Origin of the sequence: Streptomyces sp. RerS4 (genome assembly GCF_023515955.1) — a bacterium.
Taxonomy (GTDB): domain Bacteria; phylum Actinomycetota; class Actinomycetes; order Streptomycetales; family Streptomycetaceae; genus Streptomyces.
This window is the reverse complement of the sequence record NZ_CP097322.1, coordinates 4,412,556-4,430,522: the sequence shown is the minus strand read 5'-3', so window position 1 is coordinate 4,430,522 and position 17,967 is coordinate 4,412,556. Positions and strand designations below refer to the sequence as shown.

Sequence of the window (17,967 nt, the reverse complement as noted above, 5' to 3'; positions counted from 1 at the left end):
CCTGCGAAAGCTCCGCTTCGGTACGGCGCGGGCCCTGCGGCCGCTGCGTCAGGAGCGCCGCGCGGCCGTGTCAGCCGCCGACGCCGACTGCGCGGGAACGCCGGCGCGGACGGCGCTTGAGGCAGCGGTGGAGACGGCGGTGGGCCCGGTGCCGAACGGGTACTCGCGCAGCTTGCGCCATACCCCGTCCGAGCCCTGCTCGTAGAGCGCGAAGCCCTCGCACAGCCACTCGGCGGCGTAGTCGGCCAGCTCGGCGAAGGCCCGGTCCATCGCCTCCTCGGCGATCCCGTGGGCGACGGTGACGTGCGGGTGGTACGGGAAGGCCAGCTCGCGGTTGAGCGGTCCCTCCGGGTCGCGGACCACGCTCTGCAGCAGGGTGCAGCCCGGGGCGCCCTCGGCGAGCCGGACGAAGACGACCGGCGAGAGGGGGCGGAAGGTTCCCGTCCCCTCCAGCCGCATCGCGAAGGAGCGGAACGCCCCCGCGACCTCGGCCAGGTGCGCCCGGATCGCCGGCAGCCGGTCCGTCTCGACCTCGGTGGGCGGTACGAGGGTGACGTGCGTGGGGATGCCGTGCGCGGCGGCGTCCCCGAAGCCGGCGCGCAGCTCCTGGAGCTGCTTGCCGTAAGGCTCCGGGACCGCGATCGAAACGCCGAGCGTTACGGTCCCCACGTGTTCTCCTCCGTGTGTAGGCGTAGGTGCTGCCGCCTCAGTGTGGCGGCAGCACCCCCTTTGCCGCCAGGGGCCTCGGTGCGTCAGTGCTTGGCGGGCAGGAAACCGAGGCGGTCGTAGGTCTGCGCGAGGGTCTCGGCGGCGACCGCGCGAGCCTTCTCCGCGCCCTTGGCCAGCAGGGAGTCCAGGGTCTCCGGGTCGTCCAGGTACTCCTGGGTGCGCTGCTTGAACGGTGTGACGAAGTCGACCATCACACCGGCCAGGTCGGTCTTCAGCGCGCCGTAGCCCTTGCCCTCGTACCGGGCCTCCAGGGCGGGGACGGTCTCGCCCGTGAGGGTGGAGTAGATCGTGAGCAGGTTGCTGACGCCGGGCTTCTTCTCCGTGTCGAAGCGGATCTCGGCCTCGGTGTCGGTGACCGCGCTCTTGATCTTCTTCTCGGTGACCTTGGGCTCGTCGAGGAGGTTGATCAGGCCCTTGGGCGAGGACGCGGACTTCGACATCTTGATCGACGGGTCCTGGAGGTCGTAGATCTTCGCGACCTCCTTGACGATGTGCGCGGCGGGGAGGGTGAAGGTCTGGCCGAAGCGCTGGTTGAACCGCTCGGCGAGGTCGCGGGTCAGCTCGATGTGCTGACGCTGGTCCTCGCCGACGGGGACGGCGTTCGCCTGGTAGAGCAGGATGTCGGCGACCTGGAGGATCGGGTACGTGAAGAGGCCGACGGTGGCGTTGTTGACGCCGCCCTTGGCGGACTTGTCCTTGAACTGGGTCATCCGGCTGGCCTCGCCGAAGCCGGTGATGCAGTTCATGACCCAACCGAGCTGGGCGTGCTCGGGCACGTGGCTCTGGATGAAGAGCGTGCAGCGCTCGGGGTCGAGGCCGGCGGCGAGCAGCTGGGCGGCGGAGAGCCGGGTGTTCGCGCGCAGTTCCTTCGGGTCCTGCGGCATGGTGATCGCGTGGAGGTCGACGACCATGTAGAACGCGTCGTGCGTCTCCTGGAGGGCGACGTACTGGCGGATGGCTCCGAGGTAGTTCCCGAGGTGGAACGAGCCGGAGGTGGGCTGGATGCCGGAGAGCGCGCGAGGACGATCAGAAGCCATGGCTTCATTCTCTCAGGTGCGGGGGCGGGCCCGTGCCCGCCGCCGGCCTGATCCTTCCGCCCCTGCCCGGCGCCGGCCGCCGAACGCCGGGAGTACCCGGCGGTAAACCCCCGTCCGGATCCCGCCCCAGTCGAGCGACCGCTTTTCGACGCGCCGCTCGCGCGGCTCGGCCCTGGCGGGCCTCCCCGGCTTCGCGCCGCCGCGCCGGACTCCGTCCGTCGACCGGGCGGGCGGGGTCCGGGGCCGTGGCTGGGGTCCGTCGTCGGGTTTGCCGCTGCGCGGGGCCATCCCCTACCCGCCCTTCCCCCATCCCCCAGACTCCGTCCGGGGGGGGGACCCCCAGCTGGGGCTCCGCCCCCGGGGGTCAGGACAGGGGGAGGCCTGGGGCCGGGTAGGTCGCGAGGAGGGCGGCTACCTCCGAGCGGATGCCGGCCAGGGTCGGTTCGTCCGACTTCGCGGCGGCGTCGACCGCCCGGGAGATCCAGTCGGCGACCATCGGCATGTGCTCCGTCGTCAGCCCGCGCGACGTCAGCGACGGCGTACCGATCCGGATCCCGGACGGGTCGAACGGCTTGCGCGGGTCGAACGGAACCGTGTTGTAGTTCACCACGATCCCCGCCCGGTCGAGGGCCTTGGCGGCCACCTTGCCCGGCACGCCCCGCGAGGTGAGGTCCATCAGGATCAGGTGGTTGTCCGTGCCGCCGGACACGAGGTCGAAGCTCCGTTCCAGCAGCGCCGCCGCCAGCGCCTTCGCGTTGGCGACCACCGCGTGCGCGTACGCCGTGAAGGACGGCTGGGCCGCCTCGTGCAGGGCGACCGCGATACCGGCCGTCGTCTGGTTGTGCGGGCCGCCCTGGAGGCCCGGGAAGACCGCCTTGTCGATGGCCTTCGCGTGTTCCTCCCGGCACATCAGCATCGCGCCGCGCGGCCCGCGCAGGGTCTTGTGGGTGGTGGTGGAGATGACGTCCACGTGCCCCGCCGGGGACGGGTGCGCGCCGCCCGCGATCAGGCCCGCGATGTGCGCCACGTCCGCGACGAGGATCGCGCCCGCCTCCCGCGCGATCGAGGCGAACGCGGCGAAGTCGATGGTGCGCGGCAGCGCCGTACCGCCGCAGAAGATCACCTTCGGGCGCTCGGCCAGCGCCAGATCCCGTACGGCGTCGTAGTCGATCAGGCCGGTGTCCGCGCGCACGCCGTACTGGACGCCACGGAACCAGGAGCCCGTCGCCGAGACGCCCCAGCCGTGCGTCAGGTGCCCGCCCATCGGCAGGGCCATGCCCATCACGGTGTCGCCGGGCTTGGCGAAGGCCAGGTAGACGGCCAGGTTCGCCGGGGAGCCGGAGTACGGCTGGACGTTCGCGTGGTCCACGCCGAACAGTCCCTTGGCCCGCTCGACGGCGAGGGCCTCGACGCGGTCGATGTTCTGCTGGCCCTCGTAGTAGCGGCGGCCCGGGTAGCCCTCGCTGTACTTGTTCTGCAGGACCGTCCCGGAGGCTTCGAGGACGGCCGCGGACACGTAGTTCTCGCTGGGGATCAGGCGCAGCGTCCGCGCCTGGAGGGTCTCCTCGGCCGCGACGAACGACGCCAGTTCGGGGTCGGTGGCGGCGAGGGCGGGGTGTCGGTGGTTCGCGCTCATGGCGGTTTCCTCCGGGGTCGATGTCGGTGTCGTCCCCGCGAGGCCCAGGCGAGCGGCCCTGTGTGCGGTCGTGCGCGCACGACTCCCCCGGAGTTGGTTCTCCGTACGCCAGTCGCCGTGCGTGGGGCCCACCTTAGCGGGCGCGTCGGAAGAGAGGTTTCTCCGCCCACGATCCGAGCGACGATAGAAAGGACGCCACCCACGTCACCGGCCAGGCCAGACGGACGATCGGAGACCCCGTGTCGAGAACTGCTGATGCCATCCGCTCCGCCGACGCGCACAGCGCGCACAACTACCATCCCCTGCCCATCGTCGTCACGTCGGCCGAGGGCGCGTGGATGACCGACGTGGAGGGCCGCCGCTACCTCGACATGCTCGCCGGGTACTCGGCGCTCAACTTCGGCCACGGCAACCGTCGGCTGATCGACGCCGCCCACGCCCAACTGGAGCGGGTCACCCTCACCTCGCGCGCCTTCCACCACGACCGGTTCGCCGACTTCTGCGCCGAACTGGCCGCGCTGTGCGGCAAGGAGGCCGTGCTGCCCATGAACACGGGCGCCGAGGCGGTGGAGACGGCGATCAAGACGGCCCGCAAGTGGGGCTACAAGGTCAAGGGCGTCCCGGACGGACACGCCAAGATCGTGGTCGCCGCCGACAACTTCCACGGCCGGACCACCACCATCGTGTCCTTCTCGACGGACCACGAGGCGCGCGACCACTACGGGCCCTACACCCCCGGCTTCGAGATCGTCCCCTACGGCGACCTCACCGCGCTCGCGCACGCCGTCACCCCGAACACGGTCGCCGTGATGCTGGAGCCGATCCAGGGCGAGGCGGGGGTCCTCGTACCGCCCGCCGGGTACCTGGCCGGCGTACGGGAACTGACGCGCGAGCGGAACGTGTTGTTCATGGCCGACGAGATCCAGTCGGGCCTCGGCCGCACCGGCAGGACCTTCGCCTGCGAGCACGAGGGCGTCGTCCCCGACGTGTACATCCTCGGCAAGGCCCTCGGCGGCGGGGTCGTGCCCGTCTCCGCCGTGGTCGCCGACCGCGACGTGCTCGGCGTGTTCCGGCCCGGCGAACACGGCTCCACCTTCGGCGGGAACCCGCTGGCCTGCGCCGTCGCCCTGGAGGTGATCGCGATGCTGCGCACCGGCGAGTACCAGCAGCGCGCCGCCGAGCTCGGCGACCACCTGCACCGGGAGCTGAACCTGCTCGTCGGCGGCGGCGCCGTGACCGCCGTACGCGGCCGGGGGCTGTGGGCGGGCGTGGACATCGAACCGTCGCACGGCACGGGCCGGGAGATCTCCGAGAAGCTGATGGAGCTGGGCGTGTTGGTGAAGGACACCCACGGATCCACGATCCGCATCGCACCGCCGCTGGTCATCAGCAAGGAGGACCTGGACTGGGGGCTGGAGCAACTGCGCTCGGTCCTCGCCGCCGGCTGAGGCCGGTCGGGTCCCGTGCCGTTCGGTGCGGGACCCGACCGTTCAGAGGACGACGAGGACGACGTTCAGAGGATGACGTGCGGCAGGAAGCGGGCGTACTCGTCCGTGATCGGGCCGGCCGATTCCCGGATGCCGAGGCCGGCCGCCTCCTCCTCGACCACCCACGCCCCGAGCACCACGCGGTTGCCGTCGAAGTCGGGCAGCGGGGCGAGCGCCTGGAAGACGTACGTCTCCCCCTCGACCGGGACGAACGGCTCCCCGCCCTCGCCCGCCTCGTGGAGGGTGACCCCGGCGCCCTCGCGGCCCAGCAGCGGCTTGGCCGCGTAGCCGGGGCCCCCCGGCTCGGCGAGCTCGCGCGGGCCGTCGAGGTAGGCGGGCAGCAGGTTCGGATGATCGGGGAAGAGCTCCCAGAGGATCGCGAGCAGCGCCTTGTTGGCGAGCAGCATCTTCCACAGCGGCTCGATCCAGGCGGTGGTGCCGGAGCCGCCGCCGTGGTCGTAGGTGCCGAGGACCTGGGGGCCGAACTGGTCGGTCGCCAGCCACTCCCAGGGGTAGAGCTTGAAGCAGGCGCGGATGAAGCGGAGCTTCTCGTCCACGAAGCGGCCCGAGAGGCTGTCCCAGCCGATGGTCTCCACGGACAGGGCGTGCGTGTCCAGCCCGGCCTGTTCGGCGGTCTCCTGGAGGTAGGCGACCGTCATCAGGTCCTCGCCGAGCTCGTCGGTCTCGGAGTGCGCGAAGTGCACCGGGCCCGGGGGCAGCAGCTCGGCCTGTCGGCGCCAGGCGTCGACGAGCCGTTCGTGCAGGGAGTTCCACTGGTCGGCGCCGGGGAAGCGCTCCTCCATCCAGAACCACTGCGGGCTCGCCGCCTCCACGAGGGAGGTGGGCGTGTCGGCGTTGTACTCCAGCATCTTGGCGGGGCTGCCGGAGCCGTCGTAGCGCAGGTCGAAGCGGCCGTAGAGGGAGGGCTGTTCGGCGCGGCGGCGCCAGGACTCGGCGATCCGCTCGGCGAGTCGCCCATCGGTGATGCCGAGGTCGGCGAAGCGGTCGTGCTCGACGATGTGGGCGGCCGCGGCCAGGCACATGGCGTGCAGTTCCTCGACGACGTTCTCCAGCGCCTCCACCTCGGGGAGGGTGAAGGCGTAGTACGCGCTCTCGTCCCAGTAGGGGCGCAGCGAGTCGTCGGGGTAGCGCGTCAGGGGGTAGATCAGCCCCTGCTCCTCGACGGTCTTCTGCCAGTCGGGGCGGGGTTCGATGGTGTGCCGCTTCATGGGTGTGCGCTCAGCCGCCGGAGGAACCGGAGGAGGAGTGGCCGCCGATGCCGCCGCGGGTGACGGCGGACTTGTCGAAGCTGCCGCCGGTGACCTTGCCGTTCACGACGCTGCCGCCGTAGTAGTACGAGCCGCGGCCGCCGCTCTTGCACTCCTTCTTGTTCAGGTGGTCCAGGGAGGAGCGGGAGGCGCACCGCTTGTCGGGCTCGTCGCTGCTGCCGCACGCGACGAGGGTCGCGGCGAGCAGGCCCATGCCGCCGAGGGCGACCGCGCCGGAGCGCATACGGCGTCGGGTGGTGGTACTCGTGTTCATGGCTGGATTCGCTCCCCCTGGGTGGCGTGCTCTCGACAGAGTAGAGCGGGGGTGAGGGGGTTTGGAATCCGGCCGCCGTCACACCCTTGTCACGGCCGGGTGGGCGGCGGTGACCTCCGGAGCCGATCCGTGCCGATTGGGTTGGTTTGCGCGCCGGGTGCGGCCCGGCAGGGGTTCGCCGTCAGGGGAGGGCTGCCGTGAGGGCGGCCAGGGTGGGGGTCCAGGCGCTGGGGGAGGGTGTGCCGTAGCCGACGACCAGGGCGTCGCGGGCGGGCATCGGGCAGTCCGGGTGGCGGAAGCGGGCGAGGCCCTCCAGGAGCAGGTCCTGCCAGGCGGCCGCCGCCCGGACCACCTCGCGCTCCGTGTCCGGCGGGAGGTCCAGCACCGCGTGCAGCCCCGCCGCGATGCCGGAGACCGGGACGCGCCCGGCCAGGGCCGCCGCCAACGCGTCGCGGCGGCGCCGGTAGCGCAGCCGCATCCCGCGCACGTGGCGGTCGTAGGCCCCCGACGTGATGAACTCCGCCAGGGTCAGCTGGTCGAGGGTGCTCGACACCCGGTCGACGGGGCCCTTCGCCGCCGTCACCGGCTCCACCAGGTCCGGCGGCAGCACCATCCAGCCCAGCCGCAGCGCCGGCGACAAGGACTTGCTCGCCGTGCCGAGGTACACCACCCGGTCGGGGTCCAGGCCCTGGAGGGCGCCGACGGGTTGGCGGTCGTAACGGAACTCCCCGTCGTAGTCGTCCTCCAGGATCAGCGCGTCCGTGCTCCGCGCCCAGTCCACGACCGCCGCCCGCCGCGCCGGCGTCAGGGCCACCCCGGTCGGGAACTGGTGCGCGGGCGTCAGCAGCACCGCACCCACCCGGGGCCCCAGCCCCGCGAGGTCGGTGGTGCGGGCCCCGGCCTCGTCCAGCCACAGCGGACGGGTCCGCAGCCCGGCCCCGGCCAGCAGGTCCCGGTGGATGTCGAGGCCGTACCCCTCCACCGCCACCTCCCGCACCCGCCGCTCCCGCAACACCCGGCCCAGCAGCGTCAGCCCGTGCGTGAAGCCGGAGCACACCACGATCCGGTCCGGGTCCGCGTACACCCCGCGCGCCCGCGCCAGGTACCCGGCCAGCGCCTCGCGCAGCTCCACCCGACCCCGTACGTCCAGGGCGTAGCCGAACGCCGCGTCCGGGGCGACGGTCAGCGCCCGACGGGCGGCCCGGAGCCAGGCCGCGCGCGGGAAGCCGCTCAGGTCCGGGGAGCCGGGGACCAGGCTGTACGCGGGCCCGCGCCGCGCCCGCCGCGCCCGTACGGCGGCGCCCGCCGCCACCGGCGGGCGACGGGGCCGGGCGCGGGCGGCGACCCGCGTGCCGGAGCCCTGCCGGGCCGTCAGCCAGCCCTCGGCGACGAGTTCGGCGTAGGCCTCCGCGACGGTGTTGCGGGCGATGCCCAGGTCGACGGCGAGGAGCGGGAGGACGGCAGGCGCGTGCCGGGCGCCAGCCGCCCGCCGCGCGCGGCCTCCCGCAGGGCCTCGGTGAGCGCGGCCCGCAGACCGCGCGCGCCGGCCCGCGCCGCGAGGTCGAGGTGCAGGTCGGCGCCGAAAGTGGCCCAAGATCCTGTCATGGATATGGACCATACAGGCGGGCCGCCCGCTCCCTACGGTGGAGACATGAGCAACCACACGCACAGCGCCACCACCACCGCCACCCCCTCCCCCGCCCCGCTCGCCGCCGACCCCCTCGCCTCGGAACACGCCCCCCGCATGCAGATGTCCCAGCTGGCCCCCGAGGTCTACAAGGCCGTGATCGGCCTGGAGATCGCCGCCAGGAAGGGGCTGGACCCGGCCCTGGTCGAGCTCGTCAAGATCCGCGCCTCGCAGATCAACCACTGCGCGTACTGCCTGGACATGCACGCCAAGGACGCCATCGCGGCCGGCGAGAGCGTCGAGCGGATCGTCCAGCTCGGCGCCTGGGAGGAGTCGCGGCACTTCTACACGGAGAAGGAGCTGGCGGCGCTCGCGCTGACCGAGGCCGTCACCGTCCTCACGGACGGTTTCGTGCCCGACGCGGTCTACGCCGAGGCCGCCGCCCACTTCGAGGACGCCGAACTGGCCCAGCTGATCGCCCTGATCGCGACGATCAACGTCTGGAACCGCTTCGCCGTCACCACCCGGATGACCCCGGGGCACTACACCCCGGGGATGTACAAGATCTGAGTCACTCCGGGTGGAAGGAGTCCAGCGCCGCCGTGAGGTGCGCGCGGGTCGTGGCGCTGTCGCCGACCGGCCCGGCCGCCAGCAGGGCCCAGCGCTTGCCGTCGGGCAGGGTGATGATCCGCTCGATGCCCCGGCGGCGGCCCTGGGACTCCGCGCTGTCGTACTCGTAGACCAGCTCGCAGGCGCTCCCGGCGACCGGGTCGACGGAGACCTCCCGGTACTGCGGCGTACCGTCGCGCAGCCGCTCCGAGGACAGCCGCAGCAGCTCGCACGAGCCGGTCGCGGAGGACTCCGTGACCCGGAAGATCTGGAGCAGCGCGCGGCGGTCGCCGGGCGGCCGGTAGAAGGCCCCGTTGCCCGTCTCGTCGTCGCTGGACCGCCACCCGGCGGGAACGGCGACCGAGAAGCCGTACGCGTCACGCACCACGGTGTAGCCGGGCGTGCCGGTGCCGCTCGCCGAGGCGCTCGCGGTCGGGCTCGGGGTCGGCGTCGGGGACTCCGAGACGTCGGGGCTCGCGTCCGGGCCGGGCGGGGACACCGGGCCGGCCGAGGGGCTCGCGGGCGGACGGGCGTCCCCGTCCCGTCCGTCCCGGTCGCCGAGCAGCATCCACGCGGCCACCGCTCCCCCGGCCACGACGGCCGCCACGACGCCCACGAGCACCGGCGTCCGCCACGACGAGCCACCGCCGGCGGGCCCGCCGGGCCCGTACGGGCCGGGCGGCGGCGGAGGGGGCGGCGGAGGCGGAGGCGGGGACGGCGGCATGGGCGGAAGCGGCGGCGCGGGGTTCCCCGGCGCCGCCGGCCCCCACTCCCACCGCTGTGATCCGGGATTCCAGCGGACACCGCCGCCCTCGGACGGAGCCACCGCTCAGCCCCCCAGCGAGGTCAGCAGCCCGCCCAGGGCGGTGGCCGCCGCGACCGACTCCACCAGCGGGGCCCACCGCACCAGCGCCGCGCGCAACCGGGCGGGCAGACCCGTACGGATCTCCGCCGTTTCCTCCAACTCCGCGGCGGCCTCGTCCAGTTCGGCGTCGAGGTCCCGGCGTTCGGGGCTGCGGGGCAGTCGCGCGAGGGCGGCGCGCAGGTCGCGGACCGCCTCCAGCAGCTCCTCGGCGCTGGGCGGCCGCCGGTCGGCGCCGCTGTCACCGTGGTGGACGGTGTTGGTGTTGCCGCTGCCGCCGATGCTGAAGGCGCTGATGCTGACGTCGCCGAACCGCACCGCGGGGTCCTGCTCGTTACTTGCCACCCTTGCTCCCCTTGCTGCCCGTACCGCCGTCTCCGACGGTGTTGTGGTGGCCGGTGCCGCCGACGCTGAAGGCGCTGCCGTTCACCGACTGGATGAAGACGCCGCCCTCGGCGACGGTCACGGCGCGCTGGGCGAACTCCTCGGTGTGCCAGCCCGCTTCGTGCAGGGCGACGGTAACGCCGCCGACCACCCGGTCCTGAATGGTTTTCAGGTACCGGTCGATGTCCATGAGGTGGAACAGCGAGCCGTTGTCCTCGGCCGCGAGCTCCCGTACCGACAGGCCCGGCCCCTCGGGTCGGGCGCCGCCGTGGCCGCCGATGGCGATCCGCCACCAACTGTTGACGCCCCGGCCCAGGGTGAGCAGGGAGGACCCGATCGAGGAGGTGGTGGCGACGAGCGCCTCGGCCGCCGTGCCGAGCCAGTTGTTGTTCCTGTACCGCTGGGCGTCCGCGTCGGCGTTGTGGAAGTCGACCCGTACGGGCAGCAGCAGGTGCGGGGCCACTTCCAGCATCATCATGCGGCCCTGGGTGTGGACGCGTACGAAGACGGTGACGACGAGGTTCTCCTCCCAGCCGCCGACGCGCACCCGCAGGAAATGGCGGCGCCGTTCGCCGCCCTCCTCGATGGCGCCCGCACGTTGTTCCTCGTACCGCTCCGCCGACAGCGGCGCGAGGTCCCGGTGCGGGAGTCCCCCGGCGGGCAGGAAGACGCACTCGTCGACGACCAACTCGCGCAGCCGGTCCTGTACGGCGGCCTCCGCCTCCGGGGAGCCGTGCGGGGACGGGACGCGCAGCGCCTCCAGGAGGGGTACGACGCGCCGCACGATGTCGGCGTTGGTGAGGGGCCGCGGCTTGCGGTCGGGGCCGAGGTCCTCGCGCGGGCGCAGTTCGACGGACAGGTGCCAGGGCCGGTAGGGATCACCCGCTCCGGTGAACGGGCTGTTGATGTTGTACATGATCAGCGGGGAGTGCTGTTCCCCGCGGACGCGCTCGCGGATCCGGTCGAGCCGGACGCTCTGGAGCTTCTCGGCGGGGTCCTCGGCCCGGTCGGCGGCGTAGCGGGTCGGTTCGAGGTCGCGCGCGATGATGCGGGTGGTGTGCCAACGCCGGCCCCCGACGACGGCGACGACGCCGGCGAAGGCGCCGACGAAGAGGGGCAGGACCCACCACGGGGGATTGTCCTCGTCGGAACCGGACGAGGACCAGGAGGAGCCCGAGGAGCCCGAGGAGTCGGGATAGCCGGGGTAGGGGTACGCGCCGGAGCCGCTGCCACGGCCGCTGCCGCCGGTCACCTGGTCGGGCAGGACGGAGGACAGGAACGTGCCCAGCCCCTCCCCCAGTTCCTCCAGCGTGCCGGTGGCGAGCTTCCAGAACAGGAGGACGAGCAGGACCACCACCCACCACGCGTAGATCCGCACCGCCAGGGTCGCGAACCGCACCAGCGGGTTCGCGCCCCACTTCCTCCTCAGCCAGCGGGCGAAGCCGAGCAGCAGGAACGGCACGATGAGCAGGGCGAGTACGCCGCCGGTCAGGACGGAGGCGACGAACCAGGCTCCGAGGACCCCGGCGGCCCAGCCGAGTTCGACGCGGCGGGCGCGCAGGGCGTGGGCGAGGACGCGGGTGGCGTCGAACCCGTAGGAGGGAGCGGCGATCCTCTCCTCGTGGACGAACAGTTCGTCGATGACGCTGTCGCGGTAGTCGGCGTCGAGGTAGGTGCCGGAGCACAGCAGGCGCCCGGCCTCGGACTTCTCCGGTTCGACGGGAGGCCGCCCGTCGCGGAGATCGTCGGCGGCGTCTGGACCCGGTAACTGAGGGGGGATCAGGGGCTCGGTCACCGGCCGACCTTATGTAGGTACCGCGCCATGGGGCAGCCCCATTCACGCCAAAGCGCCCCGATCGGGTTTGATCGGGGCGCAAGGGTGTTCACGGTGATCCGGCGATCTGATCACGTGTACGGATCAGGTCGCCGGATCGGGTGATCAGATCAGGCCGAGCTCGCGCACCGCGTCGCGCTCCTCGACGAGCTCCGCCACGGACGCGTCGATGCGGGTCCGGGAGAACTCGTTGATGTCCAGGCCCTGGACGATCTCGTACTTGCCGTCGACGCAGGTGACGGGGAAGGAGGAGATGAGGCCCTCCGGGACGCCGTAGGAGCCGTCCGACGGGATGCCCATCGAGGTCCAGTCGCCGGCGGCGGTGCCGTTGACCCACGTGTGGACGTGGTCGATGGCGGCGTTGGCGGCCGAGGCGGCCGAGGACGCGCCACGGGCCTCGATGATCGCGGCGCCGCGCTTGGCGACGGTCGGGATGAAGGTGTCGGCGAGCCACACCTCGTCGTTGACGACCTCGGCGGCGTTCTTGCCGGCGATCTCCGCGTGGAAGATGTCCGGGTACTGGGTCGCCGAGTGGTTGCCCCAGATGGTGAGGCGCTTGATGTCGGAGACGGCGGCGCCGGTCTTCTGCGCCAGCTGCGAGATCGCGCGGTTGTGGTCCAGGCGGGTCATCGCGGTGAAGCGCTCGGCCGGTACGTCCGGAGCGGCGGCCTGCGCGATGAGCGCGTTGGTGTTGGCCGGGTTGCCCACGACCAGGACCTTGATGTCGTCCGCGGCGTGCGCGTTGATCGCGGCGCCCTGCGGCTTGAAGATGCCGCCGTTGGCGGAGAGCAGGTCACCGCGCTCCATGCCCTTGGTGCGCGGGCGGGCGCCCACGAGCAGCGCGACGTTGGCGCCGTCGAAGCCCTGGTTCGGGTCGTCGAAGATGTCGATGCCCTTGAGGAGCGGGAAGGCGCAGTCGTCGAGCTCCATGGCCGTGCCCTCGGCGGCCTTCATGCCCTGGGGGATCTCCAGGAGGCGGAGCTTGACCGGCACGTCCGCGCCGAGCAGGTGGCCGGACGCGATGCGGAAGAGCAGCGCGTAACCGATCTGGCCGGCGGCGCCGGTCACGGTGACATTCACGGGAGTGCGGGTCATGGCCTTCTCCGTTAGACAGCTGGCGGTGGGGCGTCCCCGCCCCATGTGCGGACGCCGCTTCGCTGTGAATCTTGACGTGAAGAGACATCCGGCGTCAGGCTATCCGACCTTCGACCGCCCCGATCCCCCGGTCCGTGTGGTGCGAGGCACACGGGCCGGGAGTTCGAAGGTCCGGCGGGCGTTTTCCCCTGGTTGTGGGCGTGTCGGCGCCGCCGGACGGGTGTACGCGAGGACGCGGGCGAATCACCTGACGGTGAAACGGACCGCCGACTCCAGGAACGGGATGTTCAGCAACGGCTTGGGCTCCATGACCAGGGCGAGCAGGGTGATGGCCACGCCCAGCACCCCGTACGTGATCATGTCGGTGAACCGGGAGCGCACCGCGAGCATCCCCACGGACGGCAGCAAGCGGCGCATCACGGCGGCGGCGATCAGCGCGACCCCGATGATCAGGCAGCCGACGCGCGGATGCCCGAACGCCGTGGACAGCAGCCCCGCGGCCGTGGCGGCGAGGACGCTGAGCATCGGCCACTGCCGGGCCGGCGCGGACACGGCGCCGGGGATGGCCCGGCCGCTGCCCTCGGGGCGGGCGGTGTCGTGCGTGACGGAGGGGAAGCGGCGGGAAGCGCGGGCGGCGGGCGCGGAGGCCCCCGACGGGGCGGCCGGCGGGGTGTCCGCGTCCGCTCCGTCCGCCCGCGCCGGGGGGCGGCTGCCGTTCACCGTCTCGCCCGGCTCCGCGCCGTTCCCGGTGTCCGGCTCAGCCCGCACTGGTGATCCGCTCCGCCGCCTCGACGACGTTCACCAGAAGCTGCGCCCGGGTCATCGGGCCGACACCGCCCGGGTTCGGGGAGAGCCAGCCCGCCACCGCGGCCACCCCCGGGTGCACATCGCCGACGATCTTGCCGTTCTCGTCGCGGCTGACGCCGACGTCGAGCACGGCCGCGCCCGGCTTCACGTCCTCGGGCTTGACCAGGTGGGGGACGCCGGCCGCCGCGACGATGACGTCGGCCTGGCGCAGCAGCCCGGAGAGGTCGCGCGTACCGGTGTGGCAGAGCGTCACCGTGGCGTTCTCGGACTTGCGGGTCAGCAGCAGGCCGATGGAGCGGCCCACGGTGATGCCCCGGCCGAGGACGACCACGTGCGCGCCGTTGATCTCGACGCCGTGGTGGCGCAGCAGTTCGACGATGCCGTACGGGGTACAGGGCAGCGGCCCCTGCTCGTTCAGCACCAGCCGGCCGAGGGACATGGGGTGCAGGCCGTCGGCGTCCTTGGCGGGGTCCATGAGTTCCAGGACGCGGTTGGTGTCGATGCCCTTGGGCAGCGGAAGTTGCACGATGTAGCCGGTGCACTCCGGGTTGTCGTTCAGCTCGTGCACCACCGCCTCGATGTCCTCCTGGGACGCCGTGGCGGGCAGTTCGCGCTGGATGGAGGCGATGCCGACCTCCGCGCAGTCCTTGTGCTTGCCGTTGACGTACCAACGGCTGCCCGGATCGTCGCCGACCAGCAGGGTGCCGAGGCCGGGCGTGATGCCCCGGTCCTTCAGCGCCGCCACTCGGACGGTCAGTTCGGACTTGATCGCGGCTGCGGTGGCCTTGCCATCGAGAATCTGGGCGGTCATGTGTCCATCCTCCCGGATGTGGTGGCTCGGGTTCCAGTCAAGCGTCTCGCGAGGGGGCTCCGTTGGTTGCACTTGCACAACAAGTCACCGGGCTCATGACAACCGGCTGGACAACCCAACGCGCGGGGGACCACCATGCACCGGTACAGAGTGCCGCGGGCAGTGCCGGGGGGCGGACCGCTTGACTGTGATTTCCTCCGCGCGTGCCGTGCGTCCCCGCACTTCCACGGAGGAACACCGCAAGATGAGCTTCGGCGACCCGAACAACCCTTACGGCCAGCAGCCCCAGCAGCCCCCGCAGGGCCAGCCCGGCTACGGCTACCCCCAGCAGGCCCCCCAGGGCGTCCCGCCGCAGGCCGGTTACGGCTACCCGCAGCAGGGCCAGCAGCCGTACGGCGCGGTGCCGCCGCAGGCGCCGGGCACCCTCCAGGCGAACAACGGCTACATCAACGTCGCCGGTCTCGGCACCGTCCAGGTCGCCACGATGGGCCGCCGCTTCGGCGCCCGCGTCATCGACGCCCTGGCCATCTCCGTCCTCGTGTGGATCCTCATGGCCATCGGCCTGGCCGGTTCGCTGGGCCTCGCGGAGTCGATGGAGGACTGCGGCACGGACTACTCGTCGGCCGCGTACCAGACGTGCGTCAACGAGCAGGCCGAGGCGGCCGGCGGCATGATCGCCGCCCTGTTCGGCACGCTCGCCCTGATCGGTATCGCCACCCTGCTCTACGAGTGGCTGATGATCTCCTTCGTCGGCGCGACGCTCGGCAAGATGGCGCTGGGCCTGAAGGTCGTCAAGGAGAACACGGGCTCGGTCCCGGGCCTCGGCGGCGGCTTCATCCGCTGGATCATCCCGATGGTCGGCAGCTTCCTGTGCGGCATCGGCCAGATCCTGGTCTACCTCTCCCCGTTCTTCGACAACTCGGGCAAGCTCCAGGGCTGGCACGACCGCGCGGCCGGCACCATCGTCGTCAAGAAGTAACCGCTCGCGACAACCGCTCGACGCGGCGAAGGCCGCCACCCGCAGCTGCGGGTGGCGGCCTTCGCCGTTTCCGAATCCGTATCCGAATCCGTGTCCGTGTCTCAGTGGAAGAAGTGGCGCGTACCGGTGAAGTACATCGTCACGCCGGCCTTCTTCGCCGCCTCGATCACCTGCTCGTCGCGGACCGAACCGCCCGGCTGGACGACGGCCTTGACGCCGGCGACGGTCAGGATCTCCAGCCCGTCCGGGAAGGGGAAGAAGGCGTCGGAGGCCGCGTACGAGCCCTGTGCCCGCTCGGCCCCGGCGCGCTCGACGGCGAGCTTCGCCGAGTCGACGCGGTTGACCTGGCCCATGCCGACGCCCACCGAGGCGCCGTCCTTGGCGAGGAGGATGGCGTTCGACTTGACGGCGCGGCAGGCCTTCCACGCGAAAGCCAGCTCGGCGAGTTCCGCCGGCGACAGGGCGTCACCGGTGGCGAGGGTCCAGTTCTTCGGGTCGTCGCCCTCGGCCCGGCCCTTCCCCTTTTCGAACGTATCGCTCTGCTGGAGCAGCACGCCGCCCGAGATCGGCTTCAGGTCGCCCGGCTGGTGCGGGGTGCCGTCCACCTTCAGGACGCGGATGTTCTTCTTCTTGGCGAGGATCTCGACGGCGCCGTCCTCGTAGGCGGGCGCGGCGATGACCTCGGTGAAGATCTCGGCGACCTGCTCGGCCAGCTCGACGGTCACCGGGCGGTTGACGGCGATGACGCCGCCGAAGGCCGACAGCGGGTCGCAGGCGTGCGCCTTGCGGTGGGCGGCGGCTACGTCGTCACCGATGGCGATGCCGCACGGGTTGGCGTGCTTGATGATCGCGACGCACGGCTCGTCGTGGTCGTACGCGGCGCGGCGGGCGGCCTCGGTGTCCACGTAGTTGTTGAAGGACATCTCCTTGCCGTGCAGCTGCTCGGCGTTGGCGAGACCGCCCGACTGACCGTCCGTGTACAGGGCGGCGGCCTGGTGCGGGTTCTCGCCGTAGCGGAGGGTCGACTTGCGCTCCCACGCGCCCGCGAGGAACTCGGGCAGCGCGCCCTCCTCGCCCTCGGGTGCGTACACGTTCGTGAACCAGGAGGCCACGGCGACGTCGTACGCGGCGGTGTGCTGGAAGGCCTCGGCGGCGAGCCGCTTGCGGGCGGTGAGGTCGAAGCCGCCGCCCTGGGCCGCCGCGAGGACGTCGGCGTAGCGGGCGGGGCTGGTGACGACCGCGACCGAGGGGTGGTTCTTCGCGGCGGCGCGGACCATGGAGGGGCCGCCGATGTCGATCTGCTCGACGCACTCGTCGGGGGTGGCGCCGGAGGCGACGGTCTCCCGGAACGGGTAGAGGTTGACGATCACCAGGTCGAACGGCTCGACGCCCAGCTCGGCCAGCTGGCTGCGGTGGTCCTCCAGGCGCAGGTCGGCGAGGATGCCGGCGTGCACGCGCGGGTGGAGGGTCTTGACCCGGCCGTCGAGGCACTCGGGGAAGCCGGTCAGTTCCTCGACCTTGGTGACGGGCACCCCGGCGGCGGCGATCTTCGCGGCGGTGGAGCCGGTGGAGACGAGGGCGACGCCCGCCTCGTGCAGGCCGCGGGCCAGCTCTTCCAGTCCGGTCTTGTCGTAGACGCTGACGAGCGCACGCCGGATCGGCCGCCGGTTCGTGGTCGGGTCGTTGCTCTCTACAGTCTCTACGGCGGTCACTGGATTGTTACCTTTCGTCCCTCAATGCGGTAGCCGTGCCGGGCCAGGCGCCCCACGACGTCGACGAGCAGCTGACGCTCGACTTCCTTGATGCGCTCATGGAGCGCGGCTTCGTCCTCCCCGTCCCGGATCTCGACCACACCCTGGGCGATGATCGGACCGGTGTCCACGCCGCTGTCCACGAAGTGGACCGTGCAGCCCGTGACCTTCGCGCCGTACGCGAGGGCGTCGCGCACCCCGTGCGCGCCGGGGAAGGCCGGGAGGAGGGCGGGGTGGGTGTTGATGAACCGGCCGCCGAAGCGGTCGATGAAGTGCTTGCCGACGATCTTCATGAACCCGGCGGAGACCACCAGGTCCGGCGCGTGGGCGTCGGTGGCCTCGGTGAGGGCGGCGTCCCACTCCTCACGGCTCGCGTACGCCTTGACCGGACACACGAAGGTGGGGATCCCCGCCTTCTCCGCGCGTTCGAGGCCGGCGATGTTCTCGCGGTCGGCGCCCACCGCGACGACCTCGGCTCCGAATCCCTCGGCTCCGCCGGGGTGGGCTTCGATGGCGTCGAGCAGGGCCTGGAGGTTGGTGCCGGAGCCGGAGACCAGCACGACCAGGCGGGAGGCGGGCATGGGAGGCCCTTTCTTACGGGAATGCCGTTGTTCGTCTTGTGTGGTCATACGAAACTTCGGGGTACCGATATACGGGGGACCATACGAAGCCACCGACCGCACGCAACGATACCGGCACTCGGGACCGCCCCCGAGGGACGGGGGGACGGGCGGGCGGTAGCGTCTGGCGTACAAGCCGCGAACGACGCGGTACGTG

General features: G+C 72.2%; 16 protein-coding genes, 1 pseudogene and 1 riboswitch. Of the genes and pseudogenes, 3 read left to right on the top strand and 14 right to left on the bottom strand.

Annotation, left to right across the window (positions count from 1 at the left end):
* Nucleotides 1-48: 48 nt before the first annotated feature.
* From M4D82_RS20645 to glyA, 3 genes are all read right to left on the bottom strand, one after another.
* Nucleotides 49-669: a 2'-5' RNA ligase family protein gene (locus M4D82_RS20645; protein ID WP_249767449.1), complete on the bottom strand. Its 621-nt coding sequence runs from the start codon at nt 667-669 to the stop codon at nt 49-51.
* Nucleotides 670-752: 83 nt separating this feature from the next.
* On the bottom strand, nt 753-1,766 hold the full coding sequence (gene trpS / locus M4D82_RS20640; protein WP_249767448.1) for a tryptophan--tRNA ligase: 1,014 nt from the start codon (nt 1,764-1,766) through the stop codon (nt 753-755).
* 364 nt (nt 1,767-2,130) lie between these two features.
* Complete coding sequence (gene glyA, locus M4D82_RS20635) at nt 2,131-3,402, bottom strand: serine hydroxymethyltransferase (RefSeq protein WP_249767447.1); 1,272 nt, start codon at nt 3,400-3,402, stop codon at nt 2,131-2,133.
* 35 nt (nt 3,403-3,437) lie between these two features.
* A riboswitch (ZMP/ZTP riboswitch) is annotated at nt 3,438-3,528 on the bottom strand.
* A 113-nt stretch (nt 3,529-3,641) separates the two neighbouring features.
* Between glyA and rocD the strand changes: the two genes are divergently transcribed.
* Complete coding sequence (rocD, locus tag M4D82_RS20630; protein ID WP_249767446.1) at nt 3,642-4,850, top strand: ornithine--oxo-acid transaminase; 1,209 nt, start codon at nt 3,642-3,644, stop codon at nt 4,848-4,850.
* Nucleotides 4,851-4,915: 65 nt separating this feature from the next.
* Here rocD and M4D82_RS20625 read toward each other — a convergent pair whose 3' ends face one another.
* The 3 genes and pseudogenes from M4D82_RS20625 to pdxR all read right to left on the bottom strand — a co-directional run bounded on the left by M4D82_RS20625 (nt 4,916) and on the right by pdxR (nt 8,036).
* Nucleotides 4,916-6,118 (bottom strand): glutathionylspermidine synthase family protein, encoded by a 1,203-nt coding sequence (locus M4D82_RS20625; RefSeq protein ID WP_249767445.1) that lies wholly within the window; start codon nt 6,116-6,118, stop codon nt 4,916-4,918.
* Between the two features lie 10 nt (nt 6,119-6,128).
* Complete coding sequence (locus tag M4D82_RS20620) at nt 6,129-6,431, bottom strand: hypothetical protein (protein ID WP_249767444.1); 303 nt, start codon at nt 6,429-6,431, stop codon at nt 6,129-6,131.
* Between the two features lie 181 nt (nt 6,432-6,612).
* Nucleotides 6,613-8,036: pseudogene (gene pdxR, locus M4D82_RS20615) on the bottom strand (MocR-like pyridoxine biosynthesis transcription factor PdxR).
* 46 nt (nt 8,037-8,082) lie between these two features.
* Here pdxR and M4D82_RS20610 point away from each other — a divergent pair.
* Nucleotides 8,083-8,628, top strand: a complete 546-nt coding sequence (locus M4D82_RS20610) for a carboxymuconolactone decarboxylase family protein (RefSeq protein WP_502988964.1) — start codon at nt 8,083-8,085, stop codon at nt 8,626-8,628.
* Nucleotide 8,629: 1 nt separating this feature from the next.
* Here the strand turns inward: M4D82_RS20610 and M4D82_RS20605 are convergent, their stop codons facing one another.
* The 6 genes from M4D82_RS20605 to M4D82_RS20580 form a co-directional block, all read right to left on the bottom strand.
* Nucleotides 8,630-9,289, bottom strand: coding sequence for a serine/threonine kinase C-terminal domain-containing protein (locus tag M4D82_RS20605; RefSeq protein ID WP_249767443.1), 660 nt, complete (start codon nt 9,287-9,289; stop codon nt 8,630-8,632).
* A 207-nt stretch (nt 9,290-9,496) separates the two neighbouring features.
* Nucleotides 9,497-9,874, bottom strand: coding sequence for a hypothetical protein (locus M4D82_RS20600; protein ID WP_249767441.1), 378 nt, complete (start codon nt 9,872-9,874; stop codon nt 9,497-9,499).
* On the bottom strand, nt 9,864-11,708 hold the full coding sequence (locus M4D82_RS20595) for an AbeC-like domain-containing protein (protein ID WP_249767440.1): 1,845 nt from the start codon (nt 11,706-11,708) through the stop codon (nt 9,864-9,866). Before M4D82_RS20595 ends, M4D82_RS20600 begins: the two co-directional genes overlap by 11 nt.
* A gap of 144 nt (nt 11,709-11,852) precedes the next feature.
* The gene (locus M4D82_RS20590) at nt 11,853-12,842 is read right to left on the bottom strand and encodes a malate dehydrogenase (RefSeq protein ID WP_249767439.1); all 990 of its coding nucleotides are present in this window, start codon (nt 12,840-12,842) and stop codon (nt 11,853-11,855) included.
* Nucleotides 12,843-13,085: 243 nt separating this feature from the next.
* A complete protein-coding gene (locus M4D82_RS20585; protein ID WP_249767438.1) occupies nt 13,086-13,610 on the bottom strand; it encodes a DUF3017 domain-containing protein in 525 nt (174 codons plus the stop codon).
* A complete protein-coding gene (locus M4D82_RS20580) occupies nt 13,600-14,460 on the bottom strand; it encodes a bifunctional methylenetetrahydrofolate dehydrogenase/methenyltetrahydrofolate cyclohydrolase (protein WP_249767437.1) in 861 nt (286 codons plus the stop codon). Before M4D82_RS20580 ends, M4D82_RS20585 begins: the two co-directional genes overlap by 11 nt.
* Nucleotides 14,461-14,704: 244 nt before the next feature.
* On the opposite strand from M4D82_RS20580, the gene M4D82_RS20575 reads away from it, so the two are divergent.
* The gene (locus M4D82_RS20575; protein WP_249767436.1) at nt 14,705-15,439 is read left to right on the top strand and encodes an RDD family protein; all 735 of its coding nucleotides are present in this window, start codon (nt 14,705-14,707) and stop codon (nt 15,437-15,439) included.
* Between the two features lie 101 nt (nt 15,440-15,540).
* On the opposite strand, the gene purH is transcribed toward M4D82_RS20575, so the two are convergent.
* Together purH and purN are read right to left on the bottom strand one after the other, a co-directional pair.
* Complete coding sequence (purH, locus tag M4D82_RS20570) at nt 15,541-17,151, bottom strand: bifunctional phosphoribosylaminoimidazolecarboxamide formyltransferase/IMP cyclohydrolase (RefSeq protein ID WP_249767435.1); 1,611 nt, start codon at nt 17,149-17,151, stop codon at nt 15,541-15,543.
* Nucleotides 17,148-17,771 carry a phosphoribosylglycinamide formyltransferase gene (purN, locus tag M4D82_RS20565; protein ID WP_249767434.1) on the bottom strand — a complete coding sequence of 208 codons (624 nt, stop codon included), beginning with the start codon at nt 17,769-17,771 and terminating at the stop codon, nt 17,148-17,150. Before purN ends, purH begins: the two co-directional genes overlap by 4 nt.
* Between the last annotated feature and the right edge of the window lie 196 nt (nt 17,772-17,967).